Source organism: Erythrobacter sp. KY5, from assembly GCF_003264115.1.
In the GTDB taxonomy this organism is placed as follows: domain Bacteria; phylum Pseudomonadota; class Alphaproteobacteria; order Sphingomonadales; family Sphingomonadaceae; genus Erythrobacter.
Genome location: NZ_CP021912.1, coordinates 500442 through 520233 on the forward strand (window position 1 = coordinate 500442; position 19792 = coordinate 520233).

Here is a 19792-nt window from a genome sequence, read left to right on the forward strand (position 1 = left end):
CCGCCTGTCGCAGAACGAAAGCGGGTTCGCTGCGGCTTAAAGACCTGCATCCGGGTCGATTTCGCGCCGAAAAAGCGTGCGCCAGTCGGCCGTGCCGGTGTGCTCCATCTGCGCGCGGATCGTGGGGATTTCGACGGCGATGAATTCGGCCCTCTCGTCCCAGCCATCATGCGTGCGCCCGCGCAACAAGCCGCCATCATGCCGCTTGCCCCATGTTTCCATGAAGGTTTGCGCTGCCACCGGGTCATATCCCGCATTGGCGAGCAGCCACGGCATCAGGCGATCGGCCTCGCGTTCGGTCCGTCGTACATTGCGGCGTGTGCGCCCGTTGCGATCGAGCCAGGCGGTGTGGCCCAGTAGGTTATGCGCAAGCTCATGCGCGACAACGCCTGCGAACACCTCTTCTTCGTAGGAGAAGGCCTCGAACCTGATCCCGATGACCACCCGCTCACCATCGGCAACCGCCTTTCGGCCATCGCCCATAAGCTCGAACCTGGTGGCGCAGACGGGGACGGGCGTCGCGTGCTGGCGGGTCCCGTCGGCAAAGGCTATTTCGATTGCTCCGCTCTCGGACAAGACCGCGTCGACATGATCGTGCGCCCGCTTGAGCCGCGCCCAGTCGAGGCGATCTTCGGCTTCCCAGAGGTTCGGATCGATCGAGCCGAGCGCGGCAATCTCGCGGTTGCGATCAAAGGCTCCGCTCGTCGCAGAAGGCGACCCGCGAGCCGCAGTCTGCACTGCGAAGTCGCCCGACATGCCCAATGCGCGGCGTGCAATCTCGGGGCCGCCATAGCTGGCGAGGTCCTGCAATTGCAGTCCGATTGACGGGATTACGCGGTCACAGAATTCGGCGTTGCCGCGCACAAGCTTCCAGCCGACATCCTGAAGGCGCTGATCAAACGACTGGTAGTTTTCAATCGCGGCGCGTTCGGCGGCAAGGTCAATGCGTTTCCAGTCGACCTTGGCCCCAAGCGTGCCGGGCATCGCAAGCAGGGCCAGCGCCGGGACAAGCCGCGCGAGCATCAGCTGTCCGCTTCGTCGAGCGCTTCCTTGAGAGCTTCGTAGCCCACCGCGCCGCCAAACGGGGTTTCGCCCGCAATAAAGGCAGGCGTTCCGGAAAAGCCGAGGCTTTGCGCGAAAGTCAGGTTGCGCACGAGTTCGAGGCTGACCGCTTCACTAGCGGCATCGGCCCGCGCCTGTTCCATGTCGAGGCCGATCTGGCGCGCTGCGGTTTCAACGCCGAGCGGCGATGTGTCGCCAAGCTCGAACATGGTTTCATGAAATTCGCGATACTTGCCCTGCATCCCTGCGGCGAGAGCCATGCGCGCGGCATCCTCGCTGCCCTGAAAGATCGGCCATTCGCGCATGATGACCTTGAGGTCAGGGTCTTCGGCCACAAGCTTCTGCACGTCGGCAAGGCTCGCCTCGCAATAGGGGCAATTGTAGTCGGTAAACTCGACCAGCACCTTCGATCCTTGCGGATTGCCGATGATCGCGCCGGGGAAGGGGGTGAAAAGCTCATCCCCCACCGAAGCGAGGCGTTCACGCGCCTGTTCGTCCGAAAGCGCCTGCGCCACGTCCTGAAGGATCGAGGGGTTCTCCATCAGGTAAGCGCGCGTGCGATTGTCGGCGAGCCCGATATAGGACCATGCGGCCGCGCCGAGAAATCCGAAGATGAGCGCGGTGACCGCGGTCAGGAGCGAGTTTTTCAAGCTGTTTTCCATTGCGAACGGTTTCTAGCGGCTGTCGCGTATCCGTTCCAGCGCCGCGCGCGCCTGAAGCGAGATATCCTGTGCGCGGATCCAGTCCGGCGAGCCGACGGGCAGTCCGGCCTCCGCGGCCTGCGCGCTGCGAAGCGCTTCGGGATAGCGGCGGCTCATCACCTGCTGTTCGGCGCTGGCAAGCCTTGCGCGCGGAATGTCGCCGCGCGCGGCATAGACGACGCCAAGCTGATACCAGGCAAACGGGTTGAACCGGTCGCGCGAAACGGCGGAGCGCAGGACGCGCTCGGCCTCGTCGAAATTGGCCTCATCCTCGGTCGCGATCAGCGCGTGGCCGAACATCCCTGCGATAAGAGGCTGTCCAAGCGTCAGATCGACCGCGCGGCGAAGCGGCTGGAGCGCCTCTTCGGGGCGACCCGATTCGAGCAGGATCTGCCCCTTCAGCTCAAGGAAATAGGGGTTGTCGGGTTCGGTCATCAGCAGCGAATCCGCCTCGGCCACGGCTTTCTCGACCTGCGCGTCCTTGTGATAGGCGTAAGCGCGGGCATAGCGCGCGGGCACGCTCTGGTCGCTTTCGGGGTAGCGCTGCATGACGCGCTGCGGCTCTGCGAGATAGCCGTAAAGCTTGGCCTGCGCGGCGAGGAAGCGTTCCTGCAATTCGGGATCGGGAGGCGTGTCCCACGCGGCATCGGCTTCAAGCAATCCGCGAAGGATCTGGATACGGTCGCCTGCCAGCGGGTGAGTGCGCCCGTAGGACGCCGCTTCGGACTGGCTGAAACCGCGGCGGATTTCCATATCGCGCAGCCGATCGAAGAAATCGAGCATGCCCTTGCCCGTAATTCCGGCGCCTGAAAGATAGCGCGCGCCGGCAAGGTCGGTTGCGGCTTCCTGATCGCGGTTGAAGGCGAGGAAGCTGCCCATGGCGGCCTGCTGTCCGGCCATGATCGCGCCCAAAGCCGCATCGCCTGCGCCTGCAAGCGCCGCGCCCACGCCGAGCAGCAGCGAGAGGATCGTGATCCCCTGTGCCTGGCTGGTGCGTTCGTTGAAGCGAACGACGTGGCCTGCGGTGATATGGCCAAGCTCGTGCGCGATAACGCCCTGCACTTCGTTGGCGGTTTCCGCCGCGTTCAACAGCCCGGCGTGGACATAGACGACCTGACCACCTGCGACGAAAGCGTTGATCGAGTTGTCGTTGATCAGCACGATCTCGACATTTTCCGGCTCAAGCTCGGACGCCTCGATCAGCGGATAGGCCATGTCGCGCAGCAGTTCTTCCGTCTCCGCGTCGCGCAGAATCGATTGCGCGGAAACCGGCTGGATCGCCATCGCACAGGCGGCAAAGAATGCCAGCGCGTAAGCGACAAGCGAGCGGGTGGGCCGAAGGAGGCTTTGTTGGGCGGGGCGCATCAGGACAGGTGCTAACCCGTTTCGTCCTGAACGGGAACTGAAACGTCATCGCGGGTCGTCGCAACGTCACCTGCCTCGCTGGTGACCGCTATGGCGAAGCCTGAGACGAGGTCGAAGAACTCGCTGTTGCCGCGCCACGGTGCGGCGAGGTTAACGATGGGGCCGTTGTGATCCATCTCCTCGGGGATGATGGTCAGGGCGTGCCCGCCTGCGGCCTTGATCTTCCGGGCCAGAAGGCGCGCATTGCGGGCACCGACAAGCTCGTCTTTCTCGCCGTTGATCAGCAGCATTTGCGGCGCATCGGCGCTGACATGGTTGACCGGCTGCGTTGCGGCGGCGTCATCGACGTGGCCGAACGCGGCAATGGTCGAATCCCGCTTGAACGGCGCGAAGTCATAGGGTCCGGCCATTCCGATCACGCCGGAAATGTCGGCTGGGGACGCCCCGTGCGCGGCAAGCCAGCGGTCTTCGAGCGCGACCTGAACGACGTTATACGCTCCGGCAGAATGCCCTGCGAGCACGATGCGCTCCGGATCGCCGCCATGACGCGCGATGTTGGCCTTGGTCCAGGCAATCGCGCTTGCCGTGTCTTCGAGCATGCCGGGATAGATGCCGTCTTCGCCCAGGCGATAGCCTGCAAGCACGACGACAAACCCTTTCGGCACAAATGCGTGGCCAAAGTAACCGTAAGTGCCCGGATCGCCGCTGCGCCAGCCTCCGCCATGAACGAAGACCAGCACCGGACGCTTTTCGCCAGATGCCTCTTCGCTGCCCCAGACATGCAGCTTTTGCGCCGGGTGAGAACCGGTCGAGGCGACCTCAAGCTCGCTCGCGCCGCCGTTCCCCCCGGCGACGCGGTCGATCGCGGTAAGCAGCGCCGGGCCGTTGCGCGACAGGGTCATCGCCAGATAGATACCCGAAGCGACGCCGAGCACCGCGATCACGCCGAAAATGGTCAGAAATGTCTTCACTGGTGGTCTCTCCATTCGCGCTGGCGATCAGCCCGGTGTTCCCTCGCTCGCCGTGCGCACGAGCCGTTCGACCCCGCCGTCGAAATCGAGCTGTGTCTGTTCAAGAAAATCGGCAGCCGAGCTGTAGTCGCCGCCCGTCCAAAGCGGGACGTCGGCCTTCTCGATCACCTCTTTTGCGCGGCGCTCCTCATCGCTGAGCGGTTCGTCTGCGACGGAGCGGATGAACACCGCCGCGATCCGGCCCGGATGAGCTTTCACGATGCTTCCAAAGGCCGAGAGGTCTTTTTGCGAATCGTCGCCAATCAGCGCAAACTTCAGCTCGGGAAACATCGAGAGGATGCGCTCTATCGCGTCGCGCTTGTGCGAGCCATGTCCTTCCTTGCCCAGCGTCTTGCGATTGAAGCCCCAATCGCGAAGCATCACCGGACCGAGCGGCAAACCCCGCTCCCGCTTGAAAGTGACGAGGTAGGAAAACAGGTTCCACGGGCTCGACGAGACGTAGAATACCGGGCGCACGCGCGCTTCCGGCGCAAGTGCGTCGATCGCCCTGCCCGGTTCCCGCGCACCGGCTGTGTTGCCGCCGATTGCGGCGTAAAACGCGCTCGCTCCCGGCACGATCACACGCTGTGAAGGCATCTGCGCCATCACTCGCTTCCAGTTGCGTGCGATCTTGCGAAAATTGCCGGTGATCCCGGTTTCAAGGATCGTATCGTCGATATCCGAGATGATGCCGAGCTGCGTCTCGCTTCCCGGCGTAAGAATATAGGCCGTCGCCTGCTCCCCCTCGCCCCAGCGCAGGGTCGCTTTCTCCCACCGGGTGCGTTTGGGCGGGATGCAGGGAGCGGGCAGGTCGATGTCGAAGCGCGCGAACCCTTCCGGCCCGGTCACGGCGGTGTGGGTCACGCCGGGCGCATCGCCATAACTGTATTCAAGCTCGACCGGGAGGCCCGGCACTTCGTGGCTCAGATACTGGCTCACCATGGTCGAGAAATCGCGCCAGAAGCTGCGGTTCTCGAATTCCGGTTCGCGCGAGCGGATCGCGCGTGCATTGAGAGTGAGGCGCGAAGCGTTTCGATAGCCGAAAAAGGGCTGTACGCGCACGGGCGCGCGGCGGGAGAGGGGGCCGATGGGCATGTCGCAACCGGTTACCCGGCTGGGCTCACAAGTCCAAGAGGTTTAAGCGCCTTGCTGGCCTTGTACCGGCGGTATCAGCCTACGAGGCGTTTGCCCGCCCGCTCGATGAGCTTCACGTCATCGTCGATCTCGCCGATCAGGGCGACATTGCCCTTGCCATCGCGGCGGACCATGACGAGCGAAAACTCGGGGCCTTCGCCCGACAGCGCTTCGAGCGTAAGCTCTTCAAGCTCGCGCAATTTCTGCGCCAGTTGTGCGCGGACATCGCCTTCGGCTTCGACTTCCTTGCCAGCTTCTTCGCGGCGGAGGCGGCGTTCGGCCGCGACCACGCCCTTGAGGCCCCCATCGGCTTCGCCAAGGAACCCTGCAAGCCTGCCGCGTTCAAGGCCGATACGATGCGCATGGCTGAGCACGGCGGCATATTCGGTTAGGCGCGTCTTGTCGTAATCGTGACCGAAGACGAGCTTGACGATCGGGGTCATAGGCGCGCGATCCTGGACCGTGAGGCCGCTCTCCTCGATCAGCTCTTCATAGGCTTGAGGTTCGTCCTTCGCGGCGAGCGAGAAGTCATAGGCGCGCCCGACTGCGGCATAGAGCGCGCTGCGGGTGCGGTCTTCGGAAACGCTGGCGGTCTGAGCCAGTTCGCGTGCTGCGGCAAGGCAATCGTAAAGGTCCGCATCCTCGGCAAGCTCGCACGCGGCGATGTCTTCTGCCGGCTGTGGTGCAGCGACAGGTGCCGCGACCGCTTCGGGTGCAGGTTGTACCGATGGCTGGGCATCATCCAGAGCTACCGGCGCTTTGATGGCCTGAGGCTCAGGTTCGAACGCCGCGACCTCGTCGAGGTCCAGCGGCTCTTCGCTCGGTTCTTCCGCCGAGATTCCGCCCGCTTCCCCAATCGCGCCTTCAATCGTGTCCGCGCCGTCATTCTCGTCAGTGTTCTCGGCCACTTCAAGACCCGCAAGGTCGAGTGGATCAATTATGCCGTCGCTTTCGACGATGTCCTTTGCGATCGTGTCTTCGCTCTCGTCGCCACCTTGCGATACGGGTTCGCTGACTGGCTGGTCGGCGTGATCGACCTTGTAGTCTTCGGGGTCGAACAATTCTGCATCGAGGTCGACCGCCTTCTTGGCAGGCGCGTCGATGTAATCCGAAAGCGATGCAAAGCTGTAGCTTGCGCCCTCGTCTTCATCCTCGATCGGCTCGCCATATTCGTCGAGCTCGTCTTCGTCGTCGAGCGAGAAATGGCCAAAATCGGGGAAGGGCATGTCGTCGCCCTGATCATCGTCATGCAGATTGTCGCCGATCATGTCCGAACCAAGTCTCGCCACATTGGCCAGTGCAGCCGGGTCTTCATCGATATCGGCGATATCGTGCAGTTCTGGCTGTTCGGCCTCCTCAAGGCTTTCATGCGAAGGCGCATCGGCCCATTCGGTGAGGGGGTCCGAATGATGTTTTTGCGGCGTGTCCTCGTCGATGGCCGGTTCTTGCGCATCGCCATGCTCGATCGCCTGATCGATCTCGAGCAGCAATTCGTCTGCGGTTGCGGCGTCTGCCATCTCTTTCCAGTTGATGACGCCGTAGATGAAATCAATCGTTTCATCGTCGCTGGAAAAGGGCAGCAGGATGCCGCGATACAGGATTGAGGAGCCGCGCTGGTTCACGAATTCAGCCTCGAAACCGATCGGTGCCTGATTGGCGAGGATCTGCATGTAATGGTCGGTGATACGGCTTAGCAGCGAGCGCGGCGGCACATCGGAAAGCCGCTTTATCCCCGCGATATCGTCTGTTCCGCATTCTTCGGCAAGGCGGTCGCCAAGATACTGGACCACCGGGTCCTCGATCCCTGCCGAGAAATCGAGCAGGACCGAGTTCGGACCGAAATCGGTGAGATTCTGCGGTTCGAGGTCTTCGATTGACGGAAAGGTCGCTTCGCCCAGGAGGCTTGCCCAATGGTTGTAGGCGCGCACCTGCATGCGGCGTTCGTCCTGGCCGATGGCCTCGGGCGGCAGTTCGCGCACGGCCTCTTCGTCGGGTACAGAAGTGTCTGCACCCCAATCGTCGCTGTCGTCAGCAGGAAGCTCGCTGTCGAAAGTACCCCGAAGATTGTCCATGGCTCGGCTCTTGCCCCTTGAAAAACGCCTGTTCATCGCGGTTTTGAAGGGACGTGGTAAACATAGTGTTAAGTCACGCCGGAAAGTTGCGTTAATTGTCCATGTGGGCGAGCAGGACCGATGCCGCAGCGCGGCGCTGAAGTTTCAAGGCCTTAATCTGGCAGGGGCGCTTAAAGGAAATAGCGCATCTTGATCGAGACGCGCTGGTTGCCTTCGCCAACGTCGAAGACCGCATCGTCCCATTCGGGCGGCGCCATGCGAACCGGCGCATCGCGCGAGAAACCATACCCTTCCTTGGGTGCCATGCCGAGCACGCGGTTCGCCTTGCCGTCCTCGTTTTCGTCATGCAGCAAGGCAATCGCATATTTCCCCGGTTCGACATTGTCGAAACGAATGGTGACGTTGTTGCCTGCTGGCACGACCGTACGGTGCGACTTGGGATCACGAATGCAGCGCGGGAAGACGTCTTCGACCGTTGTCATGCAAGCGCGGATGACGCCGTCGGTGTTGCGCAGATCGGTGACCGTGATCGTGACCGTCCCAGCCATCGCCGGGGATGCAAAACCTGTGAGCGCGACTGCGCCTGCAAAAGCGGCCAAGCGCCTCACCCGCGCGCCCCGGCAAGCACCGCCTCGCGCTTGTCGAGCCGCGTTGAAAGCCCGCGATCGGTCCCGCAGACCCTGTCCCAGAAGCGGAAATACAGCCCGAAATTGCATCGATAATCCTCGTGGTGTTTTTCGTGATGGCTGGCCATTATCACCCAGCCTCCCAACGCAGAATGAACAAGGCTCCTCGGGAAGATCTCCCAGCCCATGTGATTGACCACCCCCATGATCGTTGCGACCGCGAGCACGACGCCGAGCATGGCGAGATGGATCGGGACGAGGAAGACGAGGACCGGAATGACGATCGCCCCGCTCAGTGCTTCCCAGGGATGAAAGCTCATCGCGGTCCACGCGGTCGGCGGGCGGCTTTCGTGATGAACGCGGTGCGCCGCTTTGAAGAGCGCGGGCCAGTGATGCATCGCGCGGTGGGTCCAGTAAAACCAGCTGTCCTGCACAAACAGATAGATCGCGACCGAAACCGGCAACCACCACAAGGGGTGGGCGTTCCAGTCGGTGTAAAGCTGCGCCACGCCGTGATGGCGCCAGAGCCAGAAGACTACTCCTGTGGGCGCGCCATAGATGAAAGCGGAAATCAGCGACCAGCGGATCTCGGCCATGATCTGCTTGCGCTGCTTCGCGTAAAGGCCGGGCCGGGCGCGGGCCGTGATCCACGCGAACATCCCGCTGGCGAGGAAATAGCGCAGCATCACCATGACGCTCATCGCGGTGCCGGCAATCAGAAAGGCCAGCCAGAACGGGGTATCGCCGGGGATCATCGCTGCGGACTATGACTTACAAACCGGTCCGGCGCGAGGGTGATTATGCGCTTATTCCTCAACCCCGAACTGGCTGCATTCAGGGTCGAGCAGCGCGGTGTGCCGCCGCATCGCGGTGCGGGCGAGACGTTCGACCTGCACCTTGCGCCGGGCCGCGGCCAGCGGTTCGAGCGGCGCGGGGCGCACGATCTCTGCGTCATAGCCGTCGGCAACGATCACGCCGCAGCGCTCCGGCTGGTAGACCTCGCCATCGAGCGGCGAGCGGTCGAGACCCGGCGGCACTCCCCAGAAGAACCGGTCGCAAAAATCGAGATAGTCGGGCCATTTGGTGTCGCCCAGCAGGTCACTGCGCGCGACCTTGATCTCGACGATCACCACCTGCCCACGCGCATCGACCCCCATCAGGTCCGCACGGCGCCATTCGTTTCTGGCATTCTTCAGAGCCATCTCTTCCACGCACCAGATATTGTTGCGGGCGAACAACCGCTTGATCCCGCGCGCAACATCAGCGGCAGTCTCTGGCGAAATCGAATCGAGTACACGGCGTACTTGCTGGCTCATGCCCCATGATTGGAACATAGCGCGAACGCGGTCAAGCTTTGAGGTGTACCTTCAGGCAGCCGCCGGGCGGGGCGTGAGAAGCGAAAGCACGGCTTCGCGCCCGTGATAGAATTCGCGCCACAGGGCAAGCGCCGGGGCGGTCGTATCGGTGCCGCGTTCAACCAGCGTTTCAAGCGCCGTGAGGCCCGCTTTCATCAGCGCATCGAGATCCTCGATCCCGCGCTGGGCAAGGTCGACCTGCCAATGCTCGATCTCGGTAAAGCGATCGGTCAACTCCTTACCGCTGCGCACCCCTTTTTCAGGCGCGAGCTGCGCAAGCGCTGCAACCTCGTCAGCGCGGATGTGGAGGGCATCCCACCGGGTCTCGGTCGAGATGTGTTGGTGCATCTCAGGCTGCACGGCAAAGCGCATCGCGCGCATCTGGCTGGGGGGAAGAGCCGACATGAACACATGCATAATCTCAGGCCGCTTACCGATTTGTTAAACCGCCCCCCGGAGCACACAGCCGAGCGCTTCGCGCATGACCGGGCACAATTCATCTGGCGCTCGGCCAACAGGCTTGCTAAGCGGCGCGCCCAGCACGATCATGCGCAATCGCCTGATCACTGTGATGGCAAAGGCACCCGTAGCTCAGCTGGATAGAGCGCTGCCCTCCGAAGGCAGAGGTCACAGGTTCGAATCCTGTCGGGTGCGCCATTTTCCTCGCTCTGGCTTGAGCAGCTTGGCTGCGCTCGGGTCATGTTCCGGATTGATCGCTTGGCTGGGCCAGTTGGGCGAGGGTTTCGACGTAGCCGACCATGATCGTGCGCTGTCCCTCCCACTCCTGCATTGACAGCACCACGTCGCTTCGCCGCTGGTCGGCGCGTTGGCTTAGGCCTTCGAGGGCGCTTTCGTAGAATGTGCGCGCTTCGGCCATGTCGCCGGTTTCCAGCGCGCTGCGCGCAAGATCGCCTTGCCAGCGTATCTTTCGAAGCTCGGTAGCAGGCACCAGCTGCGCGAATTCCTGATAGCGGCGGCGCAGGAGGGCCAGCCCTTCCTCGCTATCGCCCGTGTCGATCATCACCAGCGCGCGCAGGCGGTCGGTGAAGATGTGCACGACGTGGCTGTCGGGAAGGCGCGCATCCATGATCGCCGCCATCGCATCGACCTGCTCGCGCGCTTCGGCGAAACGGCCTGTCTTCTGGTAGCTGAAAGCGAGGTTATGCCGCGCAATCGCTTCGGAAATGTACAGTTGCGCGTTGTCGCCGGTGACGTCCTGCTGGAGCGATTGCAGCATGGCGATCGAGCGCAGTTCCTGCTGTGTGCCGCGATCCTCTTCGCCCAGTCGGCTGAGCGCAAGGCCATAGGCCCGCAAGAGATCGGCGAGCGCCTCTGAGGGGCCGATGCGCTCCTCAAGCGATCCGATCACCTCTTCGACCACCGCGACGCCTTCCTTCGCTCGCCCGTCCTGAAAGACCAGTCCGCGCACATAGGTGGCTGCGATTGTGGCCAGGTCATAGGGATTGCCGTCGGGCCGCTGCTGCGCGATCGTCAGCGCCCGGCGCAGGTACCGCTGCCATTCGAGCGGCTGGCCGGTGGCGCTCGCGGCGGCTGCGTGCATATCGTAGGCGAATTGCCGCGCATGGGAGATGGGTGGGGCGTTGCGCTCGGCATAGCGGACCGCTTCGAGGCTGTCGGCATAGGCCTGATCGTTGCGCATCAATCCGCGATTTGCCGAAGAGCGGTTGCCCAGAGCATCGACGACATAGTCCACGGGCGGTGCGGGATGTGCCCTGTACAGGCTCAGCGCCCGGTCCAACTGGACAATCGCCGCCTCGTCCTCGTCGCGCAAGAGCTTGAGCTTGCCGATTTCGTAAGCGATCCGCCCCCGTTCGATCAGCGCGCCCTCATCGCTGCGGGCGTAAGACTGATCGAGCGCTTCGAGCATTGCGAGCGCGGCGTCGGTGCCTTCGCTCTTGTAGACTGCGTCCACCTCGCCAATCTGCGCTTCGAATTCGGACCGGTCGAAACCGTTGGCGAGCGCTGGCGCAGGTGCCGAGAGGAGGCAGGCGAGCGCCGCAGCGCAGATGGCGTGAAAGCGGTGCCTGGTCATCGAATGGCTACCTCCTGAGTGCGCGAAGTCGTCATCCCGATCACGGGCACGAACGGGGCCCAATGGCGCGGGTGGTCCCAGCGGCCCGACGGATCGCGCAGGAGAGCGATCTGGCTGGCGCGGATTGCCTCGGTACTGGTGAGGCTGCTCTTGCTGAGCTGCGCGACGAGATATTCCGACCACACGGCTGCCGACTGGTCGGCGATCGGCCAGTGCGTGACGATCATGTTGGTCGCCCCCGCTTCGAAAAAGGCGAGCGCAAGCCCGGTCAACGCCTCACCGGCATGATGGCCCGGCCCGGCCCAGGTGTCGCACGCCGAAAGCACCACCAGATCGCTTGCAATCTCGAGCCGTGAGATGTCGAGCGGCGTCAGTAACTGCGGCCCCGCATTATCTCCATCGAGATTGCCTTCACCGCCGTCTTCCGCGCTCAGCAAAAGGCCGGTCACTGCGCTTTCACCCAGACCGGTGCTGAGCGCATGAGTGGCGAACAACAGCAACCCGCCTTTGGCATGGTCGAGATTGTGACTGAGCGCGGTTTTGGTCGCTTGGGGCCCGTCCAATATGATTGTGCGCGATGGATAGCGACGCCCGAGCGATTCCAGCTCTGCGCGTGCCCCATCGAGCGGCCCGAGCCATTCGAGTTCGGGCGAATTGCCATCGCCGGGCGCACCGATCGCCAGGATCGGAAAGTCCCTTCCGGTCGCGGGCCGCACCGCTCCTGCATCCAGCGCCCTGAGCGAAGGGAGCAAGGCATAGACGCGGTTCTCGATCTCGAATTGCCCCGTTGCCGGATCGATCAGGGCAGAAAAGGGGATCGACAGGATTTCGCCGCTGGCATGGAGCATAATCTCGCGCTTGTCCGCCAACCTCTCGGCGAACGGGCCGAGCAGTTTGCGATGAAGGCTCTCGGCAATCTCGCGCGGATAGGCGGGCGCGTTTTCGCGGGCGTCTTGCGCGGGGGCCGGACGCTCTCCCCTGATTGCGACGCTTGGCGTGATGGCGCGCCGCAGATCGTCGATCACCGGTGTCGCGGCGGCAGAGCCGAAATCGGTCAGTTTGGTCCACGCAAGGCAGTCGCTGTCGAGATACCAGGCATAGGAATGCTCAGGCGCGCTCACATAAAGGAGCAGGCCCTGATCGCTCGCAAGCGCGGCTTGCAGCGCCCTGGCCGAGCGCGGTTCATTGACCAGATCTGCAAGCAGGCCCGGCGCCAGTTGCTCGATACTTTCCTCGATATTCGCAAGTGAGGCATCGACTTCGAGCGGATTGGCCTCGGAGCGACCGGCATCGGCGCGCAGGCGGTCGCGTCTGCGCAACAGATCGCGCAGCTCGTTCGAACGGTCTCCCGCAGCGGCGATATTCTGCTCGACAACGCGGCCCGGTCGCGATGCGATCAGCAGCTGCGCCGCAGCCAGCGATTTCTCGGCAAGCTCATAGGCGGGCGTATCCTCGCTGAGGCAGACATTCTGCGCCGCAGATGCAGCAGGCGGCAGGGCAAGCGACATTGTCAGGGCCAGCAAGCTATGGACCGCATTCGATATCGATTTCATGTTCCCTCCCATACACTTGGCAGTCATGCCTTGGCCGGCGCGCTTTTCAACCCCCTCTTGCTTTGATGAGCCCCATCGCGAGCGCTCAATTGGTCAGCAGCGTGTAGGAGACCCGCTCAGCGTGATGGTTGCGCACGACGATGTTGAGGACGAGGTCGGTCTGTGGGATCAGGCGGCACAGGGCCACCCCGCGTGCGGCCCTGTCCCGGCAAGAAGTTTGCGCCTCGCCAGCGCCCGCCGCTTCGCGCGCTTCATCGGCAGCGCTCACTTTGAGCACGAGGTCGTGGCCCGGCGAGGAAATCATCACGAGTGCGCTTTGCCCGCCTCGAAACGGCATCTGAAAGCGCGCTTCGCCGCCCGCTGCCAGAGCATGAAGCGATTCGCGCGGTCCCTCGCGGCTGCCGCGCTCCCGGAACTCGTCGTGATTGTCACGAGGAGCGAGATTGAGAGGGCTGACGGCGCCGCGCACATCCTGCGACGTGATCGGGACGCCGCCGCTCGCCTCGCTGCGCAGCACACGCTCGATACCAAGCGCATGTTCACGGCGCGCCGCAGCGAGGCGACGATCCGCGCTTTCGCTTTCAAGGGCCGCGATGCTGGCGCGCCGCAATTCTGCGATGTCGACCCCCGGCATGGGTGCCGAGACGCAGGCCGCAAGCGCGGCGCAAAAGATCAGCGCCGGGTTTCGCATGGGAACATCAGGCTTGCAGAAAGACCGGGATTGCATTCGTCGAGGCGCACGCCAGCATTGTGGCGCATTGCGATCGCGCGCACCAGCTTGAGGCCGAGGCCATGCCCTGTCGCGGGTTCTTGCGCGTCGGGCGGAGCAGCCGCGCTTTTGGAAAGGCTGCGCGAAAGGCCGGGCCCGGAATCGACGATGCTGACGCGCGACATCCCCTGATCGAGGCATGTGCCGACAAATACCTGCCCTCCTGATGCACCATAGCGGATCGCGTTCGACACCAGGTTTCCAATGGCCGAGCGAACCAGCCAGGGGTCTCCGAATACCGGAGCGCTTTGCAGGCTCTTGACCAGTTCGACATTCGCTTCCCTCGCATGTTCGTCGAACAGCTCGCAGGCGTCCTTTGCCGCATCTTTGAGGTCGAAGATCGAAAATTCGTCGCAGCCGCCCCGACCTGTCTCGATCCGGGCAAGAGCGAGAAGGCCGTCAAACGTTTCCTCCATCGCGTCCAGCTGCGCAGCGAGCGCATCGAGACGTTGATCATCGGGACGCGCGGCGGCAAGTTCCTCTGCAAGATCTGCCGCCTTGCCGAGCGGGGTTGCCAGTTCATGCGCGATATTCGCGCCGATCTGCCTCAGGGATTCCTGACCCAGTTCGACGTTCGACAACAGCAGATTGATACGCCGCACGATCCGCGCGAACACGGGGTCGTCGGGCTCGGGCAGGCGTTGCCAGACCGCACCTCCCGCCGCCGCATCAAGCGACGTCGCAAGCGACCCGACAATCGCTTCGTTGCGCCTGAGCGTCCGCCTGACGACCAGCGTCCAGACCAGCAGATTGACCAGCAACCCTGCGAGCAGAAGCATGAGCAACGCCGAACGGATGGTGTCATGCGTGACGAGCGGCTGGGCGACGAGCACCTCGAATTCCTCGCCGAAGCGCCGGACCACCGCGATGGAACCGGAGCCGCTGCCCCCAGCGCGCAGCTCAAAGGGTGTGTCATAGGCGGGGATGGCGGGCCATTGCGCGAGGTTGCCGGTGATCACGCGGCCATCGCGCCGCCTGACGGAAAGGACGGGTGCCTGCGCGCTGCCACCTTGTTCGAGCAATCTTCTGTCAATCTCGTCAATCGGCGCGAGTGGGCCCATGCTCGGCTGGCGACTGGCGAGTTCGGTCATGATCCGATCAACCTGCGCGGTGGCCTGCGCCTGCTCGGTTCGCGAGACCAGCCTGTCGATGGCGAAGACACCCGCAATCAGCGTGATGGCAAGCGCAGCCGCCATGACCGCGATCAAGACCCTGTAATGTCGCGCGAGAGAGGTCATGAATGCAGTTCGAGCAGGTATCCGCGACGCCTGCGTGTCCTGATCTCGACCTGGTCGGTGGTGGCGGCCAGTTCGCGCCGCAGCCTGAAAATCGCTTGATCGATGAGAGTGTTCTGCGGTCCCCCGACCCATTCGGGCCAGACCCGCCGCCACAATTCGGACCGGCGCACGCACTGGCCGCGCGCAGCCGCGATAATGTCCAGCAATTCGAAGCTCTGCGGGCTGAGCGTCAGCGCTGCTCCGTCCCAGCTGGCTGAGCCGCTGTTACGCCGCAATTCAAGCTTGCCGAACGTGAAGAGCGCAGCCTCGCGCTTGCCGAAGCCGTGTCGTCGCAGCTGCGCACCGATAGCGGCGGCAAGCTCATGCTCCTCGCACGGTTTGGTGAGGTAAAGGTCGGCCCCCTCGTCCAGGCCGCGGGCGCGCTCGAAACTTTGCCCGATCGAGCTCAGCACGATGGCCGGGATCGAACATTCGGCCTCGCGCAGCCTGCCCACCATTTCCAGCGCATCGACGCCGGGTGCAAGGATGCGGTCGAGGACCAGTATGTCGTGCGACCCGGACTGCGCTGCCGCAAGGCAGCTATCCGCGTCGATATGACGGGCAAAGGTCCAGCCGCGCTTGTCACACAGCGCCTCGACCGCGTCGGCAGCGTCGTCGTCGTCTTCCAGCAACAGGATTGATGGCGCCAGAGCGGCATTCCCCGTGCCGCTCCGCTCCCCCGGATCGCTCGTCATGGAAGCTTGTATAATCGACCATTGCCAAGATGCGAAGCCGCGAGACGAACCTTAGCGCGATGGTAAGTTTTTGGCGGGCGGTGCGCAGGGTAAGACATCGGGGCCCGCATGTTTCTGGTGCGGGCCTAATCAGGAGATGCCAAATGACCCAACTCATGCAAGCCCGCATTCTGGCCGCATCCGACGCTCTCAAGAGCGATGACCGCGCCCATCTCAGCGCCGCAACGCAGGGCGGAAAAACATCCTGGGGCCCCAACAACAAGCGTTGAGGCAAACGTGGTCGCCGTCGATGCATGCGCCGTGACTGTGGGGGGCACGATTGCACGCAATCGACGGCGGCTGGGCCCGGTCGACCTGCTGATCCTGCAGGGCACGACGCGCTGCAATCTTGATTGCAGCTATTGCTATCTCACGCCCGAGGCGCGCTCCACCGGGAAGGTGATGAGCCACGAGATCGTTGAGCGCCTCATCGACCGGCTCGTCGAGGAGGGCATGCTGGGCGACCGGCTCGAATGTATGTGGCATTCGGGTGAGCCGCTGATCCTTGATCCGGACTATTACCGGCGCGCGGTCGCGATCATCGACGCGGCGATTGCGCGATCGGGCAGCGATTGCGCGGTACGTTACGGCTTTCAGACCAACGCTGTGGCGGTGTCCGACAAATGGATCGACTTCTTCCGCGAGCTTTCCGGCGAAGGCCGTCTGCATCTGGGCGTAAGCTTGGATGGCCCGGCGGATATGCATGATCGCAACCGGCGCAATTGGGGCGGCAGGGGATCGCACGGGCACACGATGCGCGGCCTTCATGCGCTCGCGCAGGCCGGGATCGGGGTCGATCTGATCATGGTGCTGAGCGAAGAGGCGCTCCTCGAACCGGACCGGATCTACGATTTTCTTATCGCCGAGCGCGCGCATTACCGAGATGTGCGACTGAACCTGCCCGATGAATTCGATACGGCAGGAGGCGTGCCGGGTGACGGGGCTGCGGCGCTTTACGATCATTTCCTGCGGCGCTTCAATGTGCGCATCAGGGACGATGGAGCTGACGCCCCAATCCCGTCGAACTTTCGCGAATTCTACCGCCGCGTTGCCGATATCGCAGGAGGGAAGCTGGCCACGACGCGGTCCGGGGCCTTCTCGGTCATCAATGTCGATAGTGATGGCTCGGTCTCGACCTTTCTTGCCGGATTGACGGCGGATCAGAAATTCGGATCGCGCGGGCAGATCGACGCCGTTGTCGGCAACATCGCGCACGATAGCTTCGCGGCCATGTCGAACTCTGCAAACTTTCTTCACCTCCAGCGCGCTTTCGATCAGAGCGAGCGCGCCTGCGCGGCGAGTTGCGAATTCCATGCGCTTTGTCCGGGCGGCTATGCTCTCGTTCAGGCCAATCGCCACGATGCCTTCGACCTTGGGGAAACGCCCGAATGCAATGTTCAGGTCAAGCTGTTCAGCGAACGGATGCTTGAAGCGCTTGAGGAACCGGTCGGGGCGGCCTGATCTTCCAGAAATCGGTCGGCCTGCCTGAAAGCCAGCGCGACGATAAGCAATGTCGGATTGGCCCACCCCGCACTCGGGAATGTGCCGCTGCCCGCAAGGTGAAGGTTGGAGAGGCCGTGCAGACGGCCGTCGCGATCGACGACGCTGCTGCGCGCATCGTGTCCCATCGGTGTCGTTGACGTGGGATGACCGCACCAGACCGGCGCGCCGGGATGCGGCGCAACGTCCACTTCGCCCTCGCTTTCAAGAGCGCCAGAACCCGACGAGACAACACGCATCGCCATTTCGCGGGCCGACCGACGCATCCTTTCGCGATCTTCGGCGCTGAGGCCCCAGTCTACCCTGGCCCGGTGGACCCCGTCATCGCCTTGCGCCCCGGAAAGATACACGCGGTTCGCCGGATTGCGCGCCTGCTCGCTCATGACGCCAAGCCGCATCGTGCCGTCGGGGCCGCGATAGGGATGGAGCACGTCGTGCATCAGGCCGAGCCGTTCACGCTCGCTTTTCGCAAGAGCCATGGCAAGCGCGTTCTCCCCGGTGCCGAAATCGTTCGCCCGGCGGTGCAGCCTCTCGATCCAGGAGCCTTGCGGGACGCGTAGCCCGGTCACCTGAAACGCGCCATGTTCGACAAGCCCGCGCCCGGTCGCCTCGGGGATCCGGGCACCGGCAGCGCGGATCGGTCCGAGGAGTATCCGCACATTCTCGATCGCACCCGTAGCAAGAAACACGGCGTCGGTTTCAATCCTGTGCGTGCCGTCTTTTCCCTCGATCACCGCGTGGGTGATCCGTCTGCCATCGGCTGAAAGCTCCACGGAAACCAGCCGCGTATCCTTGAGGACTCTTGTGCCGTCTTGCACCGACGGCAGATCGCCGATTTCGCCGACCGGGCTGAACTGCCACAGGCGCGGCTCCAGCCCGCTGAGCGCCAGCGGCTGCGCAAGGCCGCGCGCCTGCGCCACGGCGGGTGCGGCAAGGTGTCGCTTGCATCCAAGCCAGCGCAGGGCATCGGTCAGACAGGGTCGCAATTCGGGGCCGAGGCCCAGCCATTCCGGGCGGTCGAGATCATCGCCCGGATCAGCGCAATATCCGCCCCAAAGGGCAAGTCCCCCTCCCGCCCCCGCCGCCCGGTATGGTTCGTCGCAAATGGCGGGGAGCGTGCCGTCGCAGGCGAGATCGACCCGCGTTCCCGCGTCGATATGGGTGACGTCGACGCGGCGTGCCAGACGATGCGCGATGGCGCAGCCCGCAGGACCAGCGCCTGCGATCAGCACGCGCGCGCTCATCTCGCCGGCCCGGAAACCTACTGGAATAGCATCGCCGTCCACCAGCGATTACCCGCCCAGGATTGCAGCGGCTTGCGATCGGTCGGGTCGATGGCGCTTACGCAATTGCCCGCTTCCTTGCGGAACTGCCAGACGAGATCGGTTTGCGATCTTTGCCCGGTGCGCCCGCGCAGCCAGTCGCCCACGATCCTTGCCGCATCGCCATGGCGCGAAAGCCCGCTTTGCTGTTCGGAGAGATTCCAGAAGGAAATCTCCAGATATTCATGGCCGTTATCCGAATATTTCACCGAGTTTTCGATGATGTAATTGCGCGCCGATCCCGACCGGTCGAAGGCACCCTGAACGCACCGGCACGCCGACAGGCGCGCTGCCTGCGGGGCGTTAGCCGCATATCCCCGGCGCGTGCCCGGCCCGCCTAGCATCCTTTTCTGATCTTCGGTCAAATGCGGATATTGCGAGAACGGCGTGTCGCTGCCCGGCCCGTCGTAGAACAGGTCAAGCGTCGCCTTGCATATCTGCCCGTACTCGCCCAGCTGGGCCTGAGCCGCAGCCGGAGGCGTCACGGTCGAAAGAGCGGCAATACCGGCGAGCAGCGCCGCCGGGGTCGCCATAGAAAGCAATCTGTTCATGCATACACCTCCTGATTTGCTCAATTGCGGAACCGCACCGCGTTGATCTCGGCCCGGTCGCGGCAGATCAGGTAGCGCTGGAATGCGGGTTTGGACGCGGCCATCGCCTGCCCATGGCGCGCCGAGAAATTGGCAAACACTTCGCTGTCCGAGCGCGCCGGCGTGCCGTTGTCGCGAACGGTTTCATAGGTCGCGACCCACGCTTCGAACTTGGTCACGCAGGTCTGTCCGGCTCGCCCACCGATTTCGCCGGTGAAGCCTTCGAAAAACTCGCTGTAGCTGCGCCGCATGACAGGGTCGCCGAAGGTCGGCATGGTCTGCATCATGAAGCGGGCCACGTCGCGCTTGTTCAACAGCGCGCTCAATTGCTCGCGGGTGGCGCGCGGGCAATCGGGATAGCAGGCCGCAAAAGATTGCCGCGCCCGTTCGAGCGCCCGCCGGTCCGCTGCGCCCTGAGCGACGACAGAAACCGCGCCCGATGCCGCGTTGCCGATGGATTCGCCGATCCCTGCAAAGACCTTGTCGACCGGTGACAAAAGGACAAGGCCCTGAGCCGACAGGCTATGGATTGGCAGGATCGCGCAAAAGGCGAAGGCCATGGCTGCAATGTGCCGCATGATGTGCTCCCTGAGGCTGGCCGGGTTTCCCCTCGAACCCTCAGTTTGCGTTGTTGCCGCGCATCAGCGATGCCGCAACACTCAAGTGCTC

General features: G+C 63.6%; 20 protein-coding genes and 1 tRNA gene. 3 read left to right on the top strand and 18 right to left on the bottom strand.

What is annotated here, in order from left to right; all coding sequences use genetic code 11:
* Positions 1-36: 36 nt before the first annotated feature.
* From CD351_RS02460 to CD351_RS02505, 10 genes are all read right to left on the bottom strand, one after another.
* On the bottom strand, positions 37-1023 hold the full coding sequence (locus CD351_RS02460) for a hypothetical protein (protein WP_111991147.1): 987 nt from the start codon (positions 1021-1023) through the stop codon (positions 37-39).
* Positions 1023-1712: a DsbA family protein gene (locus CD351_RS02465; protein WP_234027196.1), complete on the bottom strand. Its 690-nt coding sequence runs from the start codon at positions 1710-1712 to the stop codon at positions 1023-1025. The genes CD351_RS02460 and CD351_RS02465 overlap by 1 nt, the downstream gene beginning before the upstream one ends.
* Positions 1713-1736: 24 nt before the next feature.
* Positions 1737-3128 (bottom strand): M48 family metalloprotease, encoded by a 1392-nt coding sequence (locus tag CD351_RS02470; RefSeq protein WP_174214232.1) that lies wholly within the window; start codon positions 3126-3128, stop codon positions 1737-1739.
* An 11-nt stretch (positions 3129-3139) separates the two neighbouring features.
* Positions 3140-4099, bottom strand: coding sequence for an alpha/beta hydrolase (locus CD351_RS02475; RefSeq protein ID WP_162627570.1), 960 nt, complete (start codon positions 4097-4099; stop codon positions 3140-3142).
* 27 nt (positions 4100-4126) lie between these two features.
* Positions 4127-5233, bottom strand: a complete 1107-nt coding sequence (locus CD351_RS02480; RefSeq protein ID WP_111991150.1) for an App1 family protein — start codon at positions 5231-5233, stop codon at positions 4127-4129.
* 74 nt (positions 5234-5307) lie between these two features.
* The gene (locus CD351_RS16070) at positions 5308-7344 is read right to left on the bottom strand and encodes a hypothetical protein (RefSeq protein WP_111991151.1); all 2037 of its coding nucleotides are present in this window, start codon (positions 7342-7344) and stop codon (positions 5308-5310) included.
* Between the two features lie 170 nt (positions 7345-7514).
* The gene (locus tag CD351_RS02490) at positions 7515-7952 is read right to left on the bottom strand and encodes a DUF2141 domain-containing protein (RefSeq protein ID WP_111991152.1); all 438 of its coding nucleotides are present in this window, start codon (positions 7950-7952) and stop codon (positions 7515-7517) included.
* Positions 7949-8725 (bottom strand): sterol desaturase family protein, encoded by a 777-nt coding sequence (locus CD351_RS02495; protein ID WP_111991153.1) that lies wholly within the window; start codon positions 8723-8725, stop codon positions 7949-7951. Before CD351_RS02495 ends, CD351_RS02490 begins: the two co-directional genes overlap by 4 nt.
* A 51-nt stretch (positions 8726-8776) precedes the next feature.
* On the bottom strand, positions 8777-9286 hold the full coding sequence (locus tag CD351_RS02500) for an MmcB family DNA repair protein (RefSeq protein ID WP_111991154.1): 510 nt from the start codon (positions 9284-9286) through the stop codon (positions 8777-8779).
* Between the two features lie 51 nt (positions 9287-9337).
* On the bottom strand, positions 9338-9730 hold the full coding sequence (locus CD351_RS02505; protein WP_162627571.1) for a hypothetical protein: 393 nt from the start codon (positions 9728-9730) through the stop codon (positions 9338-9340).
* Positions 9731-9905: 175 nt separating this feature from the next.
* Here CD351_RS02505 and CD351_RS02510 point away from each other — a divergent pair.
* Positions 9906-9982: transfer RNA gene (locus CD351_RS02510), tRNA-Arg, on the top strand.
* Between the two features lie 40 nt (positions 9983-10022).
* Here CD351_RS02510 and CD351_RS02515 read toward each other — a convergent pair.
* From CD351_RS02515 to CD351_RS02535, 5 genes are all read right to left on the bottom strand, one after another.
* Positions 10023-11378, bottom strand: coding sequence for a hypothetical protein (locus CD351_RS02515; protein WP_111991156.1), 1356 nt, complete (start codon positions 11376-11378; stop codon positions 10023-10025).
* Complete coding sequence (locus CD351_RS02520; RefSeq protein ID WP_162627572.1) at positions 11375-12931, bottom strand: CHAT domain-containing protein; 1557 nt, start codon at positions 12929-12931, stop codon at positions 11375-11377. The genes CD351_RS02515 and CD351_RS02520 overlap by 4 nt, the downstream gene beginning before the upstream one ends.
* Before the next feature lie 85 nt (positions 12932-13016).
* Complete coding sequence (locus CD351_RS02525) at positions 13017-13622, bottom strand: hypothetical protein (protein WP_111991158.1); 606 nt, start codon at positions 13620-13622, stop codon at positions 13017-13019.
* On the bottom strand, positions 13604-14938 hold the full coding sequence (locus CD351_RS02530; protein ID WP_111991159.1) for a HAMP domain-containing sensor histidine kinase: 1335 nt from the start codon (positions 14936-14938) through the stop codon (positions 13604-13606). The genes CD351_RS02525 and CD351_RS02530 overlap by 19 nt, the downstream gene beginning before the upstream one ends.
* Positions 14935-15672, bottom strand: a complete 738-nt coding sequence (locus CD351_RS02535; protein WP_111991160.1) for a response regulator transcription factor — start codon at positions 15670-15672, stop codon at positions 14935-14937. The genes CD351_RS02530 and CD351_RS02535 overlap by 4 nt, the downstream gene beginning before the upstream one ends.
* A gap of 143 nt (positions 15673-15815) precedes the next feature.
* Here CD351_RS02535 and CD351_RS16005 point away from each other — a divergent pair, with 143 nt between their 5' ends.
* Positions 15816-15941 (top strand): hypothetical protein, encoded by a 126-nt coding sequence (locus tag CD351_RS16005; protein WP_255413034.1) that lies wholly within the window; start codon positions 15816-15818, stop codon positions 15939-15941.
* Positions 15942-15948: 7 nt separating this feature from the next.
* Complete coding sequence (locus tag CD351_RS02540; RefSeq protein ID WP_162627573.1) at positions 15949-17172, top strand: radical SAM protein; 1224 nt, start codon at positions 15949-15951, stop codon at positions 17170-17172.
* Here the strand turns inward: CD351_RS02540 and CD351_RS02545 are convergent.
* From CD351_RS02545 to CD351_RS02555, 3 genes are read right to left on the bottom strand one after another with little or no spacing between them, the layout of a single operon-like run.
* A complete protein-coding gene (locus CD351_RS02545) occupies positions 17109-18497 on the bottom strand; it encodes a GMC oxidoreductase (RefSeq protein ID WP_162627574.1) in 1389 nt (462 codons plus the stop codon). The genes CD351_RS02540 and CD351_RS02545 overlap by 64 nt on opposite strands.
* Positions 18473-19084 (bottom strand): hypothetical protein, encoded by a 612-nt coding sequence (locus CD351_RS02550; RefSeq protein WP_162627575.1) that lies wholly within the window; start codon positions 19082-19084, stop codon positions 18473-18475. The genes CD351_RS02545 and CD351_RS02550 overlap by 25 nt, the downstream gene beginning before the upstream one ends.
* A 20-nt stretch (positions 19085-19104) precedes the next feature.
* Positions 19105-19701, bottom strand: coding sequence for a hypothetical protein (locus CD351_RS02555; RefSeq protein ID WP_162627576.1), 597 nt, complete (start codon positions 19699-19701; stop codon positions 19105-19107).
* Positions 19702-19792: the final 91 nt, after the last annotated feature.

Bases quoted from the DNA above. Each gene is read 5' to 3' on its own strand.
- CD351_RS02460 (WP_111991147.1), bottom strand. From the start codon at position 1,023: ATGCTCGCGCGGCTTGTCCCGGCGCTGGCCCTGCTTGCGATGCCCGGC.
- CD351_RS02470 (WP_174214232.1), bottom strand. From the start codon at position 3,128: ATGCGCCCCGCCCAACAAAGCCTCCTTCGGCCCACCCGCTCGCTTGTC.
- CD351_RS02480 (WP_111991150.1), bottom strand. From the start codon at position 5,233: ATGCCCATCGGCCCCCTCTCCCGCCGCGCGCCCGTGCGCGTACAGCCC.
- CD351_RS16070 (WP_111991151.1), bottom strand. From the start codon at position 7,344: ATGGACAATCTTCGGGGTACTTTCGACAGCGAGCTTCCTGCTGACGAC.
- CD351_RS02495 (WP_111991153.1), bottom strand. From the start codon at position 8,725: ATGATCCCCGGCGATACCCCGTTCTGGCTGGCCTTTCTGATTGCCGGC.
- CD351_RS02500 (WP_111991154.1), bottom strand. From the start codon at position 9,286: ATGAGCCAGCAAGTACGCCGTGTACTCGATTCGATTTCGCCAGAGACT.
- CD351_RS02505 (WP_162627571.1), bottom strand. From the start codon at position 9,730: ATGTCGGCTCTTCCCCCCAGCCAGATGCGCGCGATGCGCTTTGCCGTG.
- CD351_RS02515 (WP_111991156.1), bottom strand. From the start codon at position 11,378: ATGACCAGGCACCGCTTTCACGCCATCTGCGCTGCGGCGCTCGCCTGC.
- CD351_RS02520 (WP_162627572.1), bottom strand. From the start codon at position 12,931: ATGAAATCGATATCGAATGCGGTCCATAGCTTGCTGGCCCTGACAATG.
- CD351_RS02525 (WP_111991158.1), bottom strand. From the start codon at position 13,622: ATGCGAAACCCGGCGCTGATCTTTTGCGCCGCGCTTGCGGCCTGCGTC.
- CD351_RS02530 (WP_111991159.1), bottom strand. From the start codon at position 14,938: ATGACCTCTCTCGCGCGACATTACAGGGTCTTGATCGCGGTCATGGCG.
- CD351_RS02535 (WP_111991160.1), bottom strand. From the start codon at position 15,672: ATGACGAGCGATCCGGGGGAGCGGAGCGGCACGGGGAATGCCGCTCTG.
- CD351_RS16005 (WP_255413034.1), top strand. From the start codon at position 15,816: ATGACCCAACTCATGCAAGCCCGCATTCTGGCCGCATCCGACGCTCTC.
- CD351_RS02550 (WP_162627575.1), bottom strand. From the start codon at position 19,084: ATGAACAGATTGCTTTCTATGGCGACCCCGGCGGCGCTGCTCGCCGGT.
- CD351_RS02555 (WP_162627576.1), bottom strand. From the start codon at position 19,701: ATGCGGCACATTGCAGCCATGGCCTTCGCCTTTTGCGCGATCCTGCCA.